This window comes from Cohnella xylanilytica (assembly GCF_014212175.1).
In the GTDB taxonomy this organism is placed as follows: Bacteria; Bacillota; Bacilli; order Paenibacillales; family Paenibacillaceae; genus Cohnella; species Cohnella xylanilytica.
This window is the reverse complement of the sequence record NZ_JACJVR010000069.1, coordinates 23300-42109: the sequence shown is the minus strand read 5'-3', so window position 1 is coordinate 42109 and position 18810 is coordinate 23300. Positions and strand designations below refer to the sequence as shown.

The following is an 18810-nucleotide window of genomic DNA, read 5'->3' as shown; positions in this document are numbered from 1 at the left end:
TGAGACCATTTTCAGGATTCATTCACGTTCTATTCATTTTGGAAGTCTATACTAGATGCAATCATGATCAGGGAGGACTATGTACCGATGGATCAACGTACGAACGGTCAGAACAATCCGAAGGCTCGGAACCACGCAGACAAAGGCAAGAAGCTACTGCTAAGCGTAACGGCCTTCGCGTTGGTTGCAACCCCGCTTATCTCTTTCACAGGCGAACACAAGGCATCTGCGGCGACAGCCGCTACTTCACAGATCTCGACAATCTCCAAGTTTGTCAAGCCGATCATGTTATCGGGATCAAGCTATATCAATTTGGTCGACGCCTCGCTGGTTCCTTCGGACAACGGCCAGATTGCAGCGTTTACTTTAAGCATCTATAACGGCGGAGCTTCCGAGCTCAACTTGATGGATTACTGGTTCCGCTTGAAGAATTCCGTAGGGGGCACTTATTCGATCAAGACGGCCGCCGCCGACGCCAAGGTCACGAAGGTCGCTTCCAAGACGAAGACGTTCATCACGGTGTATGCGCAAGTAGGCGAATACATTAAGCTGTCCGACCTCTCGCTGAACATCGTGAAGTTCGACTTCTCGGCAGCGAACTACGAGCGCAGCCTCGGCAAGTTCACGTTCCCGACAGCCTTCACCAACGTGACTGCCGCCGGCGCGATTAAACCGATCTATTTCAGTAATACGACCCTATACTCCAAGATCGCTTCCGCTACTGTCGGCTCGTCCGGCGACGATACATTTGTTACGGTTAACTTTGTATACAACAACATGGGCAAGAAGTCAGTCACTTTGAGCAAATACAAGTACTACATAGTCGCGGCGGGCGGCGAGATGTATGAGGCGACCCCGGAAGACACCGCAGATCTGGTCATGGATCCGCTGAAGCGCAAGGAGTTCAAGTTAACGGCAACCATCCCATCCACCGTGAAGACGACGGGGGCCAAGCTGGTTATCGTCAAGAGCAACGGCGAAGACGCTACCATCAATCTTCCTGTCGGTTCCTACCAGATCCAGTTCGGAGGTCCGACGACTTCGACGGCTACCGATACGTTTAATTACGCGACAAGCAATGGAACCTATCAGTTTAATCTCGCGCAGCTCACCCGACAGCCGTGGGGGACCCAGGACGTGTTGTCCGCCCGAGTTCGAATTACGAATAAGTCGACAACTTCTATTGCCATCCCGAACATTACAGGCTACTTCTATCTCGATGACAAGGTGAAGCTGGACTTCAAGACGGTAGCGACGGACAACACGTTCGGTCTGAACGCCGGAGCCTATGTAGATCTTGATGTCTATGCCAAGCTGCCAACCAACTATAGCTTCACGAAAGCGAAGCTGATCATTAACGACCAGAAGGACGATAAGACGTCGACCAAGGCCGGAGAACTGCTCGGAACGTCCTCTCAGACGGCTATTCCGGTCTATGCCGTCGATCGGAACTATCAGATCGCTAGAGTCGGAAGCAAGTCGACGGCGACTATTAAGACGGTCAATATCTATAACAGCACGACTTCGAAGGTGTTCGACGTACAAGTAATGCTTACGAACAACGAGCTTCGGACGATAACTCCTTCGAATTTGGTCGGCTACTTCGTGAACGAGAACGGAGATACGTTCCCGGCTACGACGAATGCCGGAGAAGGCAACATCAATCCGAACAATAAGTCGCTGATCAGCTTCACCACGGTGCTTCCTCAGAATTATTCGACGTCCAATCTTCGACTGATCATCGGTGAAGGCATAACGGACACCAAGTATTCGACGGGTACGGCTGTTCCGGATGCCTATCTGAATACCGTGAAATTCAACTTGCCGGTCGAGCAGAGAACGTTGTCCAGATTGAAAGACGTTCCGATGCTCAACTACAAGTTGACGATCAATAAGTTCACGCCGAACGTCTTGGCGCCGACGATGAATCTGGATTTGAACTATACGTTGGATAAAGATATGACCGTAAATGCCGTTCCAAAGGATCATAAGCTGGTTCTTGCGCTTGAAGGCTTCGATCCGGACGAGGGCAAGACGTACACGTATTATTCCGAGGATCTGGACATCGACGGAGACAAGGATAAATCGCTGAAGCCTGGAACGAACAATAAAGTTACGCTTACCAAGGACTTGAATTACGATACGTTCTACAGCGATTATGTCTATTATGCTAGAATATATGAAGTCACTCAGAACTCGAAGAAGTTGGTAGCCGAGCAGGAGTTCAGATGGTTCTTCGAGAACGACTGGACCAAAGAGAATTCAACTGCGTCTTCCAACTGATCGACAGCTTAGGAGGTTAACGCGTTGTTCAAGCGATTCCTGGGGGTGGCGGCCGCTCTGCTGCTCATAAGCGCCGCTACGCTCATCTACAGACCTTGGCATTCGGACGCCGAGACCAACTCGGCCACCCCCGGTTCCACCGACGATCCGATCGTGACGAAGTCCTACGTGGATCAGAAGCTGGCGGAGATCCAGGGAGGAACGGGGGCCGGATCCGCGGCCGCGAGCAAGCTGGAAGTCGTCACCGTGCCGGCGGGCAAGAAGATTATCGTGCAGGACGGCGGGGAGCTCATCGTTCGCAGCGGGAAGGCGGTCGCTTACAGCACGGACGCGAACGGCCTCTCCGACATGACGGACGGTCTGGATATCGCGCCGGGCAAGCCGGTGGCCGCGAACCACCTGATCTTATTCCCACGGGGCGGAAGAGGAGTTCAGCCCGATCCGAACCAGAAGAACGGACTGATCGTGCTCGTTCGGGGAAGCTACCAGCTGCAGTAGGCATGGATGCAAGCAAGCTATCCTAAATACGAATACGCCAAGTAGAACCGCAGGGCTGTCTCTCAGCCTTGCGGTTCTTTTTATCCGGCGAAAGTCATATTTTTTTGGTAAACTAGGTATTTTTCCCCCTAGCGAACGTCCTAGAAGATGGTATATTAATCGTGTAATCTATTAGTCGATTCCAGTAGGGGGAAGTCCATGTCCACCAAGGCGAAATTCATCATCGCACTACTCTTATCTCTTGCCCTTGCAGTACCTATCGGCACGGCAAGCGCGCAAGAGGCATCGACCTCGGCCAAACCTCTTAAGAGAGGGTTAACCGAAGGCGTGCAATCGGGCTTCCTCTCTCAGGATCAGGACGTGCTGAACTTCGCCGCGAGCAGGTTCGCGGGAACGAATGCACGGACGGCAGCGGGCCCTCAATTCATGGTTCGCAACAAAAAAGTAGATTCGACCGGTCAGACGCATTATTTGCTTCAGAGAAGCTATAAGAACATTCCGGTTTACGGAGAATACATGCAGGTAAATCTGAACGGGTCCAAGAAGGTCTATTCCGTTCAGAACGGCGCTTCGGCGGCCATGGATTTATCGGAAGTGAGCGCGACTCCCGAGCTGACATCCTCCGAAGCGATCGAGACCTTCAAGACGAGTCTGGAAGCGGAGCTGGGTTCCCCGATCGAGCTGGAGACCCGCCTCGGCAAGATCGCGACTCCGAAGCCGACGGCCAAGCTGATCATTTATCCTTACAACGGCCAAAACTACTTGGCTTACGAGGTCTCTCTCAGCTTCGTACAGCCGAAGTTCGGCGACTGGATCGGCTACGTCGACGCGGCGAGCGGGGCCGTCATCGATCAATACAACAAGCTGAACGAAGCCGCCATGTCCAATGCATCGGGATCCGGCAGAGGCTATGACGGCAAGTCAAAATCTCTCAAAGTCGCCAAGGTGCTGGACACCGACGGAACTTTCTACATCATGGCGGATCAGACGAACCCCTCGTTCATGGGAACGTTCGATTACCAGAACAGTTATTTCGATCCGAACCCCGCTAACGACGAATACTACTTCATCAACAGCAAGACGAATACGTTTAACGACCCGGCCGCGGTCGACGCTCACTTTAACACGAATCTCGTCTACCAATTTTACAAGACGAATTACGGGCGAGAGAGCATCGACGGCAAAGGCATGGATATTCTGTCCTTCGTTCATGTCGACGCGAACGGCCAACCGATGGACAACGCCTTCTGGTACGGGGATGCCATGTTTTATGGGGATGGCAGCGGAGATCTAAGCGACGGCGGAGTGAATTGCATGTCCTGCTCTCTCGACGTCGTCGCCCACGAACTGACCCATGGCGTAACCGAATATACGGTCGGTCTCGAATACCGCAACCAGTCCGGAGCGCTTAACGAAGCGATCTCGGACATTATGGCATCGGTCATCGACTCCGACGACTGGGAGATGGGCGAGAACACCGGCAATCCGGCGAGAAGCTTGGCTAATCCGAGGAAGTACGGCCAGCCTGCCGCTATGAGCGAATACGTCTACCTGCCCGACGACGAGCAGCATGATAACGGCGGCGTTCATTATAACAGCGGCATTCCCAATCACGCGGCATACCTGATCGCGACGAAGATCGACAAAGCCAACATCGGGCTGAACGGAAAAAAAGTGCTTGGACAGCTCACCTACAATATTCTGAACTATCATCTGCTGTCCCCGACGGCGAATTTCGTGGAAGCGAAGGACGCTTATATCGAAGCCGTGAAGACTCTTCCGGGGCTGACTCAGGCCAAGAAGGATACGATCACGAGCAAAGTACGCGACGCCTGGCTGGAAGTCGGAGTCGGAGAGTACGTGCCGGCCGAAGACTTCGCGCTCGCATCCGCGAACTCTACGACAGCCGTCTTCAATTGGGGAGCGCTGGACGGGGCGGAGAGCGTCATGATCCAGAAGTCCACGGATTCGGGACAGACCTGGACGAACGCGCTGACCAAAGCCCTGCCGGGCAGCGCCAAGACGGGTACCGTCACCGGGCTCGCGCCCAGAACGGATTACTTGTTCCGGCTGAACGTTACCGGGGGCTTGAACAGCGGCCCCTCGAACGCGCAAGCCGTAAGAACGGCCGGCATCGCCATTACGAATTTCAAAAACACGTCCGTCGTCGGAGCCGAAGCCTCCTTCGCCTGGAGTCCGGCCGAGCAAGCGGAGAAGGTCGAGATTCTGCAGTCGGTTGACGGCGCTCAGTGGACCGTGTCGCAGACGAACTCATCGCTTGAGAAGAACGCGAAGTCGGCGACGGTCACGGGACTGGCTCCCCTTAAGTCGTACCAGTTCAAGCTGCGCGTGACCGGCGGCAGGAACGAGGGCGACTCCAACAAGGTAACGGTAAAGACGAAGGAGAAGCCGATCCAGGATCTGAGCGCCTCCTATAAGGGAGGCAGCACTGCGGATCTAGCCTGGACGGCTCCTGTGGGAGCGTCTGCCGTCAACGTCCAGCAGTCCACGGACGGCGGCAAGAAATGGACGAACGCGGCGACCCAGAATCAAACGGCGACAAGCGCCACTGTAAAGGGATTGCTGGCGGGCACCGACTATCAATTCCGGCTGCAAGTGACCAAAGGCGAGAACGCCGGGTATTCCAACGCGACGATCGCCTTCACGACTCCTTCGACGCCGATGGATTCGCTGGAGCTCGCCCGTCCCGCCGCGACGACGAGCGTGCAGCTGAAGTGGACGAGAGCGGTCAATGCCAAATCGATCGTTCTGCAGCAGAAGACCGACACGACCGACTGGACCACGCTCCAGAGACCGACGATCTCCGCTCCGTCCGTCAGCGTAACGGTAAGCGGTCTGGAGTCGAACAAGAATTACTCTTACCGTCTTGTCGTCACCGGCGGAGCCAACAACGGAACGTCGAACGAAGTGGCCGCGACGACGGCCGCGACTCCGATCGCCTCCTTCTCGAGTTCGGCGAAGACGGACAGAACCGCGTCGTTCCGCTGGTCCAGGTTGGCCGGCTCTTATACGTCGGTCACGATCGAACAGAAGGCAGGAAACGATTGGGTGCCTGCCGCCCATGGAACGATCGCATTGAACGCAACCGAAGCGACCGTCACGGATCTGGAGCCGAGCCGCGACTATGTCTTCCGGTTGGCGCTCCAGGGCGGAGCCGTACCTGTCTATTCCAAGGAAGCAAGCGTAACGACCGATGCGCCGTATGTTCCCATCCAGGAGCTGGCCGTAACCAAATCGACCATGAACAGCGTCTCCCTGGTCTGGCCGCAAACGAAAAACGCCAAGAAAATTACGGTCGAAGCGTGGGACGGCGACACCAAGGTGAAGTCGACGACCGTATCGTCTTCCGCCAAGACGGCGACGGTCTCCGGTCTGCCGAGGCCGAACCATACGTACGTGTTCGACGTTGTGGTCGAAGGCGGCCCCTATTCGGGCACCTCGAACAAGGTCGAAGGCAAGACCGCCGCATCGCCGGTGAAGAACTTCGCGAATACGCTCAAGACGCATAGCAAAGCGACTTTCAGATGGACAACACCCGTCGATGCGTCCTCCGTCGCGATTATGCAATCGCCGGACGACGGCAGCGGGGAGAACTGGATCGCATCCGCGATGGGAGAGGTCGAGGTCAGCGCGGACGGAAGAACGTCCACCGCGACGGTGACCGGTCTCGAAGCGATTACGAAGTACAAGTTCAAGCTCGTCGTGGCCGGCGGCGACAACGAAGGCGATTCGAACGTCATCCGGGTAACGTCGGATCGGGCGCCGACGCCGATCAAGTCGCTCCGGGCTTCCGTGAGCAAGAACGCCGTGACGCTCAGCTGGCCGGGCGCTTCCAAGGCGGACGGCATCGTCGTCAAGCAATCGGCGGATCAGGCGAGCTGGGAAGAAGCGGCTTTGGATAGGACGCTGAGCCCGTCTTCCACCTCGGCCAAGATTAGCAACCTCGAACCGGGAATCTACTATTTCCTGGTCGAAGTAACCGGCGGCTCCAGCGAAGGAACGTCCAATATCGTAACCGTCGAGATCAAAGGGTAAGGTCAAAAGGAAGTAAGCTCAAAAGGAAGACCAAGAGGAGATAGCAAGACCATCAGAATCCTCCAGGGATCAAGTCGCATCCAGATGCGGCTTGGTCTCTTTCATTTTGTGCGCGTAATGGGCCTCTTCGTTGGGGAGATTCCGTGGACGGGAAGCCGCTGCCGGCATATACATGTACGATGCGACGAAGCGAGGTGACCTAGCCGGTGAGAGTAACCGAGGGCAAGTTGCGGGGAGTCAAGCTGATCGAGCCGGACGTGTTCGGCGATTCGCGGGGCTTCTTCATGGAGAGCTACAGCAAGGAGAAATTCCGGCTCCACGGAATCGACATGGAGTTCGTTCAGGACAATCATTCGCTCTCCGCGCAGAAGGGAGTTCTCCGAGGGCTCCATTACCAATTGCAGCCGTTCGCGCAGACGAAGCTGGTCCGGGTAGTGGCGGGTTCCATCCTGGACGTGGTCGTAGATATCCGCAGAGGGTCTCCTACCTTCGGCCAATGGGAGGGCTACGAGCTGTCCGCCGACAACAAGCGGCAACTGCTCGTCCCGCAAGGATTCGCCCACGGATTCTGCACGCTGGAAGACCATACGGAAGTTCTATATAAGGTGGATGCGCCTTATTCCGCCGCTCACGACAGGGGGATCGCATGGGACGATCCGGCGCTCGGCATCGATTGGCCGACGGCGCAGCCGATTTTGTCCGCCAAGGATTCCCGGCATCCCTTGCTGGCCGACGCGGAGATCGACTTCGTCTATTAACGGGTTAGAGGGTGAACCGATTGAGATTGCTTATTACGGGAGGAGCCGGCTTCATCGGCAGCAACTTCGTTCAATACGCGGCGCGCGCCTATCCGAAGTACGAGATCGTCAACGTCGATCTTCTCACGTACGCCGGCAACCTGGATAATCTGGCCGAAGTCGAGAAGCTGCCGGCCTACCGGTTCGTTCGCGCAGACATCGGCGATCGCGGCAAGCTGGAGCCTCTTTTCCAGGAAGGGTTCGATGTCGTCGTCAACTTCGCGGCCGAATCCCACGTGGATCGCAGCATCGCGCAGCCGGATCTCTTCGTGAGAACGAATGTTCTGGGGACGCAAACCCTGCTCGAGCTGTCGAAGCAATACGGCGTTAAACGCTTCGTGCAAGTATCGACGGACGAGGTGTATGGAACTCTAGGAGACGAGGGTCTGTTCACCGAAGAGACGCCGCTCGCGCCGAACAGTCCCTATTCCGCCAGCAAAGCCGGAGCCGACCTGCTCGTTCGGGCATACTCCGAGACGTACGGCCTGCCGGTCAACATTACGCGCTGCTCCAACAATTACGGCCCTTACCAATTCCCGGAGAAGCTGATTCCGCTTATGATCGGCCGGGCTCTCTCCGACAAGCCGCTGCCCGTCTACGGGGACGGCCTCAACGTGCGGGACTGGCTGTACGTGGAGGACCACTGCCGGGCGATCGACCTGGTCATCCACTACGGGCGGAACGGGGAGATCTACAACGTCGGGGGGAACAACGAGAGAACGAACCTGCATGTCGTTCGGACGATTCTGAAGGAGCTGGGCAAGCCGGAATCGCTGATCTCCTTCGTGTCGGACCGGCCCGGTCACGACCGCCGCTACGCGATCGACGCCTCCAAGATTCGCCGGGAGCTCGGGTGGACCCCGCAGTATCCGTACGAGATCGGGATCAAGGAGACGATTCAGTGGTATTTGCGCAACGAGGAGTGGCTTCGCCGGATCGAGACGGGAGAGTATCGCAGAGATGGGTGAGCGGCGGATGAAAATCATGGTAACCGGAGCCGGAGGCCAGCTCGGGCAGGAGCTGGTGCGGCTTCCGCGGGAGGACGTCGAATGGATCGGCCTCGATCGCAGCCGTCTTGACGTGGCCGACGGGGAGCAGTGCCGATCCGCGGTTGCCGCCATCCGGCCGGACGCGATCATTCATACGGCGGCGTATACCGCGGTCGACCGGGCGGAGAGCGAGCCGGAAGAAGCGTACCGGGTTAACGCGCTTGGAACGCGGCACGTGGCGGAAGCGGCGGAAGCCGTCGGAGCGAAGCTCGTCTGCGTCAGCACGGACTATGTGTTCGACGGGCAGGGGACGGAGCCCTATAAGGAAGAGGATGCCGCGAATCCCCGTACCGTATACGGCAGAACGAAGCTGGAGGGGGAGCGTCTGGCGCTGGAAGCTTGCTCGCGGACGTTCATCGCGAGAACGTCGTGGGTGTACGGCGCGCATGGAGCGAACTTCGTCCGGACGATGCTTCAGCTGGCGAGCCAGCATTCGGTATTGAGGGTCGTCGACGATCAGAGGGGATCGCCGACGTACACATACGACCTGGCTTGCTTCTTGACGGAGCTGGCTGGGACGGAGCGTTACGGCGTGTACCACGCTTCGAACGGGGGAGAATGCACCTGGTACGAGTTCGCCAAGGCGATCTTCGAGATAAGCGGCATCGATGTGCGGTTGATCCCTTGCACGACGGAGGAATTCCCGCGTCCGGCGCCTCGGCCCGCCTACTCCGTATTGGGGCAGCGGGCGCTGCTTCGCAACGGTTTCAAGGAGCTGCGGCACTGGCGCGCGGCTCTGGAAGATTTTTTAAAACCTAGAAAATAGGAATGTATGTTCCCGCCGACTTATGCTACAATAAAGACAAGCAAACAAGTCGAGACGGGAGATGAACACGTGGAGGAAGTTCTGAAGCAGATCATGGGCTCGCTAGGAACGATTCAGGCGGACATCAAGGACTTGAAGACGGACGTGGCGGGGCTCAAGACGGATGTAGCGGGATTAAAGACGGATGTAGCTGGTTTAAAGGCAGAAGTAGGCGGATTAAAATCGGATGTAGCCGATCTGAAGGAGCGGGTCGCCGGCCTGGAGGAGGGGCAGCAGCAGATGGTCGGGCGCATGTCCGAATTAGAAGCGAGCCAGCAGCGGGTGATCGCCCGGCTCGGCCATCTGGAGGCGGGACAGCTGACGCTCGAGCAAGGCCAGCGCGAGGTTCTGCAGGTCGTTCGCCGCATCGAAGAACATCAGAATGACGACGTCATTGCCTTGCTGAAGCGGGTCGACGCGAACACCCAGGAGAAGGAGTACGAAGTCCAGACCTTGAACAAGCGCGTCTTCAAGCTGGAAGTCGAGTTCGAGAAGCTCAGCGACAAGAACGCCAAGAGCGCCGGCTGAACGGGCGGCGGCGCCGCAGCTTCTACATTTTCCCCATGGTTCCATAATGTCATACGCCTCCGATGAACCGGTCCCGAGCATACTAAGACCGTCAACATTCAAAGGAGGTGCCTGAGGAAGATGGCAAGCAGAAGCAGGAACCGCAAGCTGGTGCCGGAATGTCAGAAGGCGCTGGATCAGATGAAGTACGAGATCGCTTCGGAGCTTGGAGTGCCGTTCGGGCAGCCGGGGACGGGATCGCTGGACGCGGAATTTGCCGGCGAACTGGGCAGCGTTCCGGGAGCGGCGGGAGGCACGCCTTACCTGGGGAACATCACGGCCAGGGAAGCGGGAGCAGTCGGCGGAGGCATCACGAAGCGGCTCGTTCAGCAGGCCCAGCAGACGCTGTTGTAACGCATTTCGAATAGGCGAAGGTCCATTGACACTCCTCGACAATTCCGGTATCATTATCATCTGAAGGTCTGTCTGACAACCTTTTCCTACCGGAAAAGGTTCATTTTTTGTGTAGGGGAGGCTGGGGAGTTGTCGATTCAAGGAAGACACCTCTTTACGTCCGAATCGGTCACGGAAGGACATCCGGACAAGATTTGCGACCAAATTTCCGACGCGGTGCTCGACGCCTTTCTGGAAGTGGATCCTCATGCCCGCGTAGCCTGCGAAGTCTCCGTCGCGACCGGTCTCGTTCTGGTTATCGGCGAGATCAGCAGCCGCGCGGATTACGTAGATATTCCCGCCATCGTCCGCAGCACGATCCGGGAGATCGGATATACGCGCGCCAAGTACGGCTTCGACGCCAGCACTTGCGCCGTCCTGACTTCGCTTAACGAACAATCCGCCGACATCGCCCAAGGCGTCAACGCCGCTCTCGAGAGCCGCGACGGCAAGGACGTCCTGCAGGAGAACGCCGACATCGGCGCCGGCGACCAAGGCCTCATGTTCGGCTTCGCCACAAACGAGACGCCGGAATTGATGCCGCTGCCGATCGCTCTGGCGCACCGTCTGTCCCGCCGCCTGTCCGAAGTGCGCAAGAACGGAACGCTCGGTTACCTGCGCCCGGACGGCAAGACGCAAGTGACCATCGAGTACGTCGACGGCAAGCCGACCCGCGTCGATACGATCGTCGTGTCCACGCAGCATTCGGAAGAGATCACGCTGGAGCAAATCCAGGACGACATTCGCAATCATGTCATCCGGCCGGTCGTTCCGTCGGAATGGCTGGATGCGGACACCAAGTTCTTCATCAACCCGACCGGCCGCTTCGTCATCGGCGGACCGCAAGGCGACGCGGGCCTGACGGGCCGCAAGATCATCGTCGACACGTACGGCGGTTACGCCCGTCACGGCGGCGGCGCGTTCTCCGGCAAGGACCCGACGAAGGTCGACCGTTCCGCCGCTTACGCCGCCCGCTACGTGGCGAAGAACATCGTCGCCGCCGGCCTGGCCGACAAGTGCGAGATTCAGCTCGCTTACGCCATCGGCGTCGCCAACCCGGTATCGATCAACGTCGATACGTACGGCACGGGCAAAGTCGCGGAAGAGAAGCTCGTCGAGCTGATCCGCAGCAACTTCGACCTGCGTCCGGCCGGCATCATCAAGATGCTGGATCTGCGCCGTCCGATCTACAAGCAGACGGCCGCGTACGGCCACTTCGGCCGCAGCGATCTGGACCTGCCTTGGGAACGCCTCGACCGCGTCGAAGCTCTCAAGCAAGGCGCGCTGGCTTAATCCGCACGGCAACAAGAGGCAACAAGATAAGCAGCCGCTCTTTTTCGGTTTCCGGACCGAAGGGGCGGCTTTTTTGTGCGTTATTTGGGCCATCTGTGAGTTTAGTCCCTAAAAATATACCGACCCCCGACCGACATATAAGGTACAAGTGTGTCTTCTAACCGATATCTGTGGGAGGAATTGTTTTGCGCCGTTTTCACAAGTTGACAGGGGCCTTGGCCGCCTTGCTCGTCATGCAGTCCGTCAGCGCCGCCGGAGCGTTCGCGGCTTCGGCATCCGGAACCGAAGTGCGGATCGCGGCGGCGTCTTCCGCTCCCGAAGCGAAGCTGTTCGTTCCAGCGGACGACGCCCGGTCCGTTCCGGTGAACAGCAAGCTCTTTATCCGCTTCAAAGACGACGTCAAAGTCGGCAATGGAAATATTATTATCAAGGATTCCAAAACTTTCTCGACCGTTGCTGCGTATGAAGTAAGGGACGAGTCAAACGTTCGCCTCAGCCAGTCGAGGAATGTCGTCATCGAGCCTCCGGCAACGACCGACTACAAGTCCGGCGCGGATTATTACGTTCAGATCGATGCGGGCGCGTTCGTCGGAGCCAGCGGCGGGGAACCGTACGCGGGCATCGGCGACACCCAATCCTGGAACTTCCATACGAGCTCCAAGGATACGACGAAGCCGACCGCCATCTCGTATTCGCCGGCGAAGGGCGCGAACGTCTCCGATCTGGGCAGCGATCTCGTCTTGAAATTCAGCGAACCGGTCATTCCGGGAGACGGCAACATCGTGATCCGGGATCTGTCCGCGGGCGTGCCGCTGCAGACGATCCCGGCGGATTCGAGCGACGTGTCCGGAGCGGGCACCGATACGATCACGATCAGCCATTACCAGAGCTTCAAGCCGAACATGGTCTACGCCGTGACGATCGATGAGAACGCCTTCTCCGACCTCTCCGGCAATCTGTACAAGGGGATCGCTTCGACGGACATCTCGACCTGGAGATTCACGACGACGACGGATACGACTCCGCCCGAGCTCGTGAGCACGTCTCCGGCGTCCGGCTCGAATTATCTGCCGCTGACCGGCGCGGTACTCAAGATGACGTTCAGCGAACCGGTGAAGATCGCGCCCGGGGCGATGGGAGAAGCGATTCCCAAGACCGGCGCGACCGGATCGGTTCCCCTGACGATCGGACCGGACGACGCGTCCGATCCGGATCCCAGAGTCGTCACCTTGTATCCGACCAAGTCGTTCTCGAAGTCGCTTCAGTACATCATCCACGTGCCGGCGAACGCCATCGCCGATGCGGCGGGGAACAACTTCCCCGGCATTCTGAACGACTATCGCTGGACGCTGCAGACGATCGGCTCGGATACGACGGCGCCTTCGCTGTCGAACGCGACGATGGACGGGGCTGTCATTCAGCTCACGTACAACGAGGAGCTCGACGAGAATTCGGTTCCTTACGCGTCGAATTACTACGTCACGGTCAACGATACGCCGAGACAGGTCAGCGAGGTGGCGGTTAGCGGCACGCAAGTCCGACTGACTCTTCTGGCGGGCGTCGCCGTAGGTCAGACGGTTAAGCTGTCTTACTCGGTCGGCGACAGGCCGCTGCAGGACAAGTCGGGGAACAAGGTCGTCGCTTTCTCGAACCGGGCGGTCTCGAACACGACCAGCACGACGCTGCCGAAGCCGACGAGCGGCACGGTATCCGGCAGCACGATCACTTTGAAGTTCAATAAGACATTGCAGACGATCTCTTCGAATGCATCGTCCCAATTTACGGTCAAAGTGAACGGCTCCTCGCGCGGCATCAGCGGCGTCACGATCAGCGGAACGGATGCCGTCATCCGGCTGTCTTCGAACGTGACGACCGGTCAGTCCGTCTCCGTCAGCTACACGCCGGGCTCGTACCCGCTGCTGGATCTGAGCGGCAACGGGGTGGCGGCTTTCGCCGAATTCTACGTGCAGAACTCGAGCGATACGACGCCTCCGTCTCTCTCGTCCGCGACGGTCTCGGGCAGCAAGGTGACGCTCAATTACAACGAAGGCCTTGACGCTTCCAAGGTTCCGTTGAAGTCGAGCTTCTCCGTGCTGATCAACGGCAAGGCCGGCACGGTGTCTTCCGTGGCCGTCACGAACAACAAGGTGGAATTGACCTTGTCGGCTTCGGTCGCGTCGGGCAGCGTCGTGCTGGTGACGTACATCCAGGGGTATCCGCCGATCAGCGACCTGGCAGGCAACGCGGCCGCATCGGTCAGCAACTATCAAGTCGTATCCGGTTCGAGCAGCGCGGCGACGCTGTCGTCGGCCGTCGTGTCCGGCACGACCTTGACGTTGACCTATTCTTCGACCTTGAACGCGAACTCGGTTCCTTACGCGATGCAGTTCGTCGTTAAGGCGGACAATGGCTACATCAACGTCAATGGCGTCTCCATCTCCGGTTCCAAGGTGACGCTGATGCTGGGGGCCGCGGTTCAACCAGGCCAGACGGTCACGTTGACTTACTACAGCTCCGGTACGCCGCTTCTGGATTCGTCGAATCAGCAAGTAGGCGCGCTGGACGGAATCGCCGTCTCCAATCAATCGAACGGCACGACGAATCCGTCCAATCCCGGCAGCGACGTCTTGGGAGTGCTCGATCCCGCAGGAGCTACGATCGCCGCCGCGACGACGCCTTCCGGTCAACCGGCCAAGCGCTACGTCATCAGCGGAGAGAAGTTCGTGCAGGCCTATGCCCTGATCAAGAATTCGGGGTCTACGGCGGAGCCGCAAGTCAGCTTCTCCGTGCCAACTACCGAAGCGGGAGCGCTCGTCTCGATTCCGATCTCCTCCGTGCTGAATGCGGCTACGGTCGCCTCGAACGGCACGTTCCGTCTGGAGTACGGCACCGTATCGTTCACGCTTCCGTTAACGGCGATCAACTACAGCCAGGAGCTGTCGCTGCTAGGGGGAGATACCTCCTCCGCCCAGCTCTATCTCGCGATCGAGAAGGTAGCGGATGCTTCCCTTAACGCGGCCTTGAGCTCGAAGGGGGCGCAGCTGCTGGGGTCTCCGGCAAACTTCACCGTGTCGATTCTGTCCAGCGGGCGAGAGCGGGAAGTGAAGAGCTTCAACTCCTACGTGACGAGAACGTTCGCTCTGACCGCCGGCACCGCGTCGCCTTCGGAGATCTCGGTCGTCCGTTACGACCCCGAGTACCGCGACGTCTCATACGTTCCGACGACGACGGAGACGACGAACGGCACCTTGTACGTCAACTTCAAGCGGAAGAGCAACAGCGTGTACGCGGCCGTTCGCAAGAACCAGCAGACGTATAGCGACATGACGAAGCATTGGGCCAAGTCCGACGTGTCGGCGCTGGCCACCAAGTTTATCGTCACGGGGCCGACCCAGTCGACCTTCGCTCCCGACAAGAGCATCACCCGGGCGGAATTCGCCGAATTCCTGGCCCGCGGATTGGGCTTGAACGGGGACAGCAGCTCGGCCGCGAAGTACAAGGATGTCGCCGGACTCGGCACTTCAGTCGCCTATATCGGAGCCGTCAGCCAAGCCGGCATCGTTCAAGGCGACTCGTCCGGCAAGTTCAACCCGAAGGCTTCGATTACCCGCGAAGAGATGGCGACGATGATGCTGAGGGCGATGACCTATGCGGGCGTTCAACCGTCCGGCTCCAGTTCCTCGCTGTCCCGGTTCTCCGACCGCGGCAAGGTGAGCAGCTGGGCGAGCAGCGCCGTAGCCGCCAACGTACAAGCCGGGATTATGAACGGCGTCTCCTCCAGCGAGTTCAAGCCGAAGGCCAACGCCTCGAGAGCCGAAGCGGCGGCTATGGTGAAGAGATTCCTGGAGTACGTCGAGCTGTTCGAAGGATGATCTTGGCGGGCAAGCAGGATTGGGGGGAGGAGGCGGCCTTCCAAGTAAAAGAGGGATAAAAAAATATGATCGACATTCATACCCATATTCTTCCTGGTCTGGATGACGGCGCGCCTGACTGGGATCAGGCGATCGCCATGGCGAAGGCGGCGGTGGCGGAAGGGATCGAGACGATCATCGCCACCCCTCATCACGCCAACGGCACCTATCTCAACGAGGCCGCTGTCGTCAAGGAGGCCGTCGCTCGCTTCAACGAGCGCATGGCGACGGAGGGCATTCCTCTCGTCGTGAAGACGGGGCAGGAGATCCGGATTCACGACGATCTTCTGGATGCCTGGGGGCGGCAGGAGCTGCTGTCCCTGGCGGATTCGCGCTACGTTCTGCTGGAGATGCCGTCCTCCCGGATCCCTTCCGGCATCTGGGATCTCCTCCACGAGCTGCGTCTCATGGGGCTGACGGCGATCATCGCGCATCCGGAGCGGAACGCGGAAGTCGCCCGTCATCCGGAGCGCCTCGCCGCCTTGATCGAAGCAGGGGCGTACGCCCAGGTAACGACTCACTCCCTCCTTGGAGGCTTCGGGAGCAAGATCGAGCAATCGTCGTGGTCGCTGTGCAAGCAAGGGCTCATTCATATCGTCTCTTCCGACGCTCATCACGTCGAGTTGAGAGGGTTTCGCCTGCAAGAAGCCTATCGAAGGATCGGCCAGCAGCTAGGCGGAAGATTTGAGGAAATCTTTAGACAAAATGCGACCGCGGTCCTGTTTAATGATGTCATCGAATTGGTTGAAAAAAGCACAAAAAATGTCAGTCTATGGGATAAATTTTCAACTCTTTTCCGAAAATGTTGACTCTTGTGGTATAGAAGTGGTAAGATATCACATGATATACTGAATTATTTCTATGGCTTTTCTATTTTTTAAATTTTACATATGAGGTGACTCTAATGACGTTGAAGAAAAAAGTTCTCGTCGGTACTCTCGCAACCAGCTTGGCGGTAACCGCATTCGCAGGTCTCCCGCTCAGCAGCAAAGGCTTGGCAGAGAAGTTGGGCGTAGGCGTAGCTTCGGCTGCTTCCACGACTCCTAGCCTGGACAAGCTTGCTGACAGAGCAGAAGCTGTATGGAAGGCTGTAGAAGATAAAGCGGGCGTCAAAGCTAAAATTGACGCATTTAACGATTTCTACACGAATGGGATCACCAAGCAAGAGAAGCTTGATGCTATTAAACCGCTGACTGACAAGCTGGAAGGCGCAATTGAGCTCGATGAGAATCAGAAGATCGCTCTTCTAGATTTGGTTTATGCTACTTGGGGGGATTTCGAATTCCCGATCGTAACGAGCAAATATGTCGAATTGCTTAAAAATGAAGACGTAGCATATATCATTAAGCAAATTGAGAAAACGGCAAAAGTGGACGTTACGGTAGAAGCTACGGCTAAGTTTGCAGTGAATGTCTTGAACCGAGTGAACAGTAAACTTAGCAATACACTGATTAAAGACATCGTCAAAAATCAGGATGCGTTAAAGAAAGTAGTTGAAGAAGCGGTCGACGCCGAGTTTGATCGGACTTCTTCCACTGAAGCTCAAGCTCTGTACAGCGCGCTTGTGCCGGCATACTTCGCCAACAAGCAAGAACTCAAAGATACTTTGAAGCTTGTGTACAACAACGTCAACGGCCATTTGCCTGATGATCTGAAGGCAGCTAAGGTTGAAGTGGCTTCTAAGCTGGCTATTGCTTACTGGGCAGCTAACAAGCCTATCGGCGGCGGCGGTGGAGGAGTTGGCGGTGGTTCGGTCTCTACCGGAACAGTCTCCGACTTCATCAGCTCGCTTTCCGCATTGAAGGAGAAGTTGGCTACTGCAACTGCAGAAGAGAAGCAACAACTGATTGCTCAAGCATTGAAGGATGCATCCGCTGCTCTTGCTAAGGCTGCCGCTCTTGATGTGTCTGCTCTGATCTCGGTGGATGGAGATAAAGCAACGGTAACGATCCCGGAGTCGGCAATCTCTAGCTATGTACAATCGATTAAAGACGTTAAGCAAGCGTTGGTTGATGCAATTGGAACTTCCGAAGGTCTGGTTATTGCTGACGCAAGCTTCAATCTTGGAACGGTGACTCAATCCAATGTAGCCGTTAACGCAGCCGAAGCTGTTCTTAAGCAACTTGCTGATGTTGGTGTCGGTCATGTAGCATTCGTTGTTAATGGTTTGACGGCTACTCTGCCGGTTGGCGGAGAATTCGCTAAGGGCATCGAGTTCAATGTTAGCAAGTCCGCTGCGACCGCTGAGCAAACGAAGGGGCTGAAGGCTGCTTCGGACGTGTACAACTTCTCCTTGAAGTTGGGTGGCGTTGACGTCGAGAAGTTCGCACAGCCGGTCGTTATCCAATTCCCGGTTAATGCGGAAGGTCTGGACAGCGAATTGCTGTCTGTCGCACGTATCGAATCCAACGGATCTCTGTCCTTCCAAGGCGGCGATGTCAATGGTTCGGTTATCGTTGAGCCTCGCTATAGCTTCTCTTCCTACGTAGTAGTTGAGAACAAAGTTAGCTTCAACGACATCGCTAGCGTTCAATCCTGGGCAGGTCGCCAAATCGAAGTCATCGCTGCGAAGGGTGCTATCCAAGGCAAGGCTGCTGGAGTATTCGCGCCGAAGGATAACATCACGCGTGGTGAATTCGCGAAGATCCTCGTAACGGCTCTGAACCTGGACAACGCCGATGCAACTTCTGACAAGTTCTCCGACGTGAAGTCGACCGATTGGTTCGCTCCTTACGTTGCAGTAGCCGCTGAGAAGGGCATTATCAACGGCCGCTCCGCTACGACGTTCGATCCGACGGCTACGATCACTCGCGCAGAACTGTCTACGATGATCGCTCGCGCGCTTAAGACGGTTAAAGGTATCGAAGACGTTAAGGACGTCGATGTTGCTCTTGCTGGATTCAGCGATGCAGGCAAGATTATCTCCTCGCTCAAAGCCGGTGCAGCTCTGGCAGCAAGCAAGAACATCGTTATCGGTGACGGCGGCAAGTTCCGTCCGAACGACAACGCTACCCGCGCAGAAGCGGCAGTCATCATCTATCGCGCTATCAACGTAAAGTAATCTAGAGTCGCAGTGAAAAAAAGAATCATCCTCCTCTCATCTAGATGGGAGGAGGATGTTCTACTTTAGCCTCAAAAAATGGTAAAACTTACTCTCT

Annotated in this window: 12 protein-coding genes; all 12 read left to right on the top strand. The window is 57.1% G+C overall.

Features of this window, described 5'->3' with window-relative positions:
• The first annotated feature begins 285 nt into the window (after window positions 1-285).
• The 12 genes from H7B90_RS17830 to H7B90_RS17775 all read left to right on the top strand — a co-directional run bounded on the left by H7B90_RS17830 (window position 286) and on the right by H7B90_RS17775 (window position 18713).
• On the top strand, window positions 286-2283 hold the full coding sequence (locus tag H7B90_RS17830; protein ID WP_185137251.1) for a hypothetical protein: 1998 nt from the start codon (window positions 286-288) through the stop codon (window positions 2281-2283).
• 24 nt (window positions 2284-2307) lie between these two features.
• Window positions 2308-2781 carry a hypothetical protein gene (locus tag H7B90_RS17825; protein ID WP_185137250.1) on the top strand — a complete coding sequence of 158 codons (474 nt, stop codon included), beginning with the start codon at window positions 2308-2310 and terminating at the stop codon, window positions 2779-2781.
• 198 nt (window positions 2782-2979) lie between these two features.
• Window positions 2980-6837: a fibronectin type III domain-containing protein gene (locus H7B90_RS17820; RefSeq protein ID WP_185137249.1), complete on the top strand. Its 3858-nt coding sequence runs from the start codon at window positions 2980-2982 to the stop codon at window positions 6835-6837.
• A 206-nt stretch (window positions 6838-7043) separates the two neighbouring features.
• Entirely contained in the window at window positions 7044-7595 is a 552-nt protein-coding gene (gene rfbC / locus H7B90_RS17815) for a dTDP-4-dehydrorhamnose 3,5-epimerase (RefSeq protein WP_185137248.1), read from the top strand.
• A gap of 20 nt (window positions 7596-7615) precedes the next feature.
• Complete coding sequence (gene rfbB / locus H7B90_RS17810; protein ID WP_185137247.1) at window positions 7616-8602, top strand: dTDP-glucose 4,6-dehydratase; 987 nt, start codon at window positions 7616-7618, stop codon at window positions 8600-8602.
• 7 nt (window positions 8603-8609) lie between these two features.
• A complete protein-coding gene (gene rfbD / locus H7B90_RS17805) occupies window positions 8610-9449 on the top strand; it encodes a dTDP-4-dehydrorhamnose reductase (RefSeq protein WP_185137246.1) in 840 nt (279 codons plus the stop codon).
• Between the two features lie 69 nt (window positions 9450-9518).
• Complete coding sequence (locus H7B90_RS17800) at window positions 9519-10016, top strand: coiled-coil domain-containing protein (protein ID WP_185137245.1); 498 nt, start codon at window positions 9519-9521, stop codon at window positions 10014-10016.
• A 120-nt stretch (window positions 10017-10136) separates the two neighbouring features.
• Window positions 10137-10409 carry an alpha/beta-type small acid-soluble spore protein gene (locus H7B90_RS17795; protein WP_185137244.1) on the top strand — a complete coding sequence of 91 codons (273 nt, stop codon included), beginning with the start codon at window positions 10137-10139 and terminating at the stop codon, window positions 10407-10409.
• A gap of 129 nt (window positions 10410-10538) precedes the next feature.
• Window positions 10539-11741 carry a methionine adenosyltransferase gene (metK, locus tag H7B90_RS17790; protein WP_185137243.1) on the top strand — a complete coding sequence of 401 codons (1203 nt, stop codon included), beginning with the start codon at window positions 10539-10541 and terminating at the stop codon, window positions 11739-11741.
• Between the two features lie 185 nt (window positions 11742-11926).
• Complete coding sequence (locus H7B90_RS17785) at window positions 11927-15613, top strand: SwmB domain-containing protein (RefSeq protein WP_185137242.1); 3687 nt, start codon at window positions 11927-11929, stop codon at window positions 15611-15613.
• A gap of 65 nt (window positions 15614-15678) precedes the next feature.
• The gene (locus H7B90_RS17780) at window positions 15679-16461 is read left to right on the top strand and encodes a tyrosine-protein phosphatase (RefSeq protein WP_185137241.1); all 783 of its coding nucleotides are present in this window, start codon (window positions 15679-15681) and stop codon (window positions 16459-16461) included.
• A 95-nt stretch (window positions 16462-16556) separates the two neighbouring features.
• A complete protein-coding gene (locus H7B90_RS17775) occupies window positions 16557-18713 on the top strand; it encodes an S-layer homology domain-containing protein (RefSeq protein ID WP_185137240.1) in 2157 nt (718 codons plus the stop codon).
• Window positions 18714-18810 lie beyond the last annotated feature (97 nt).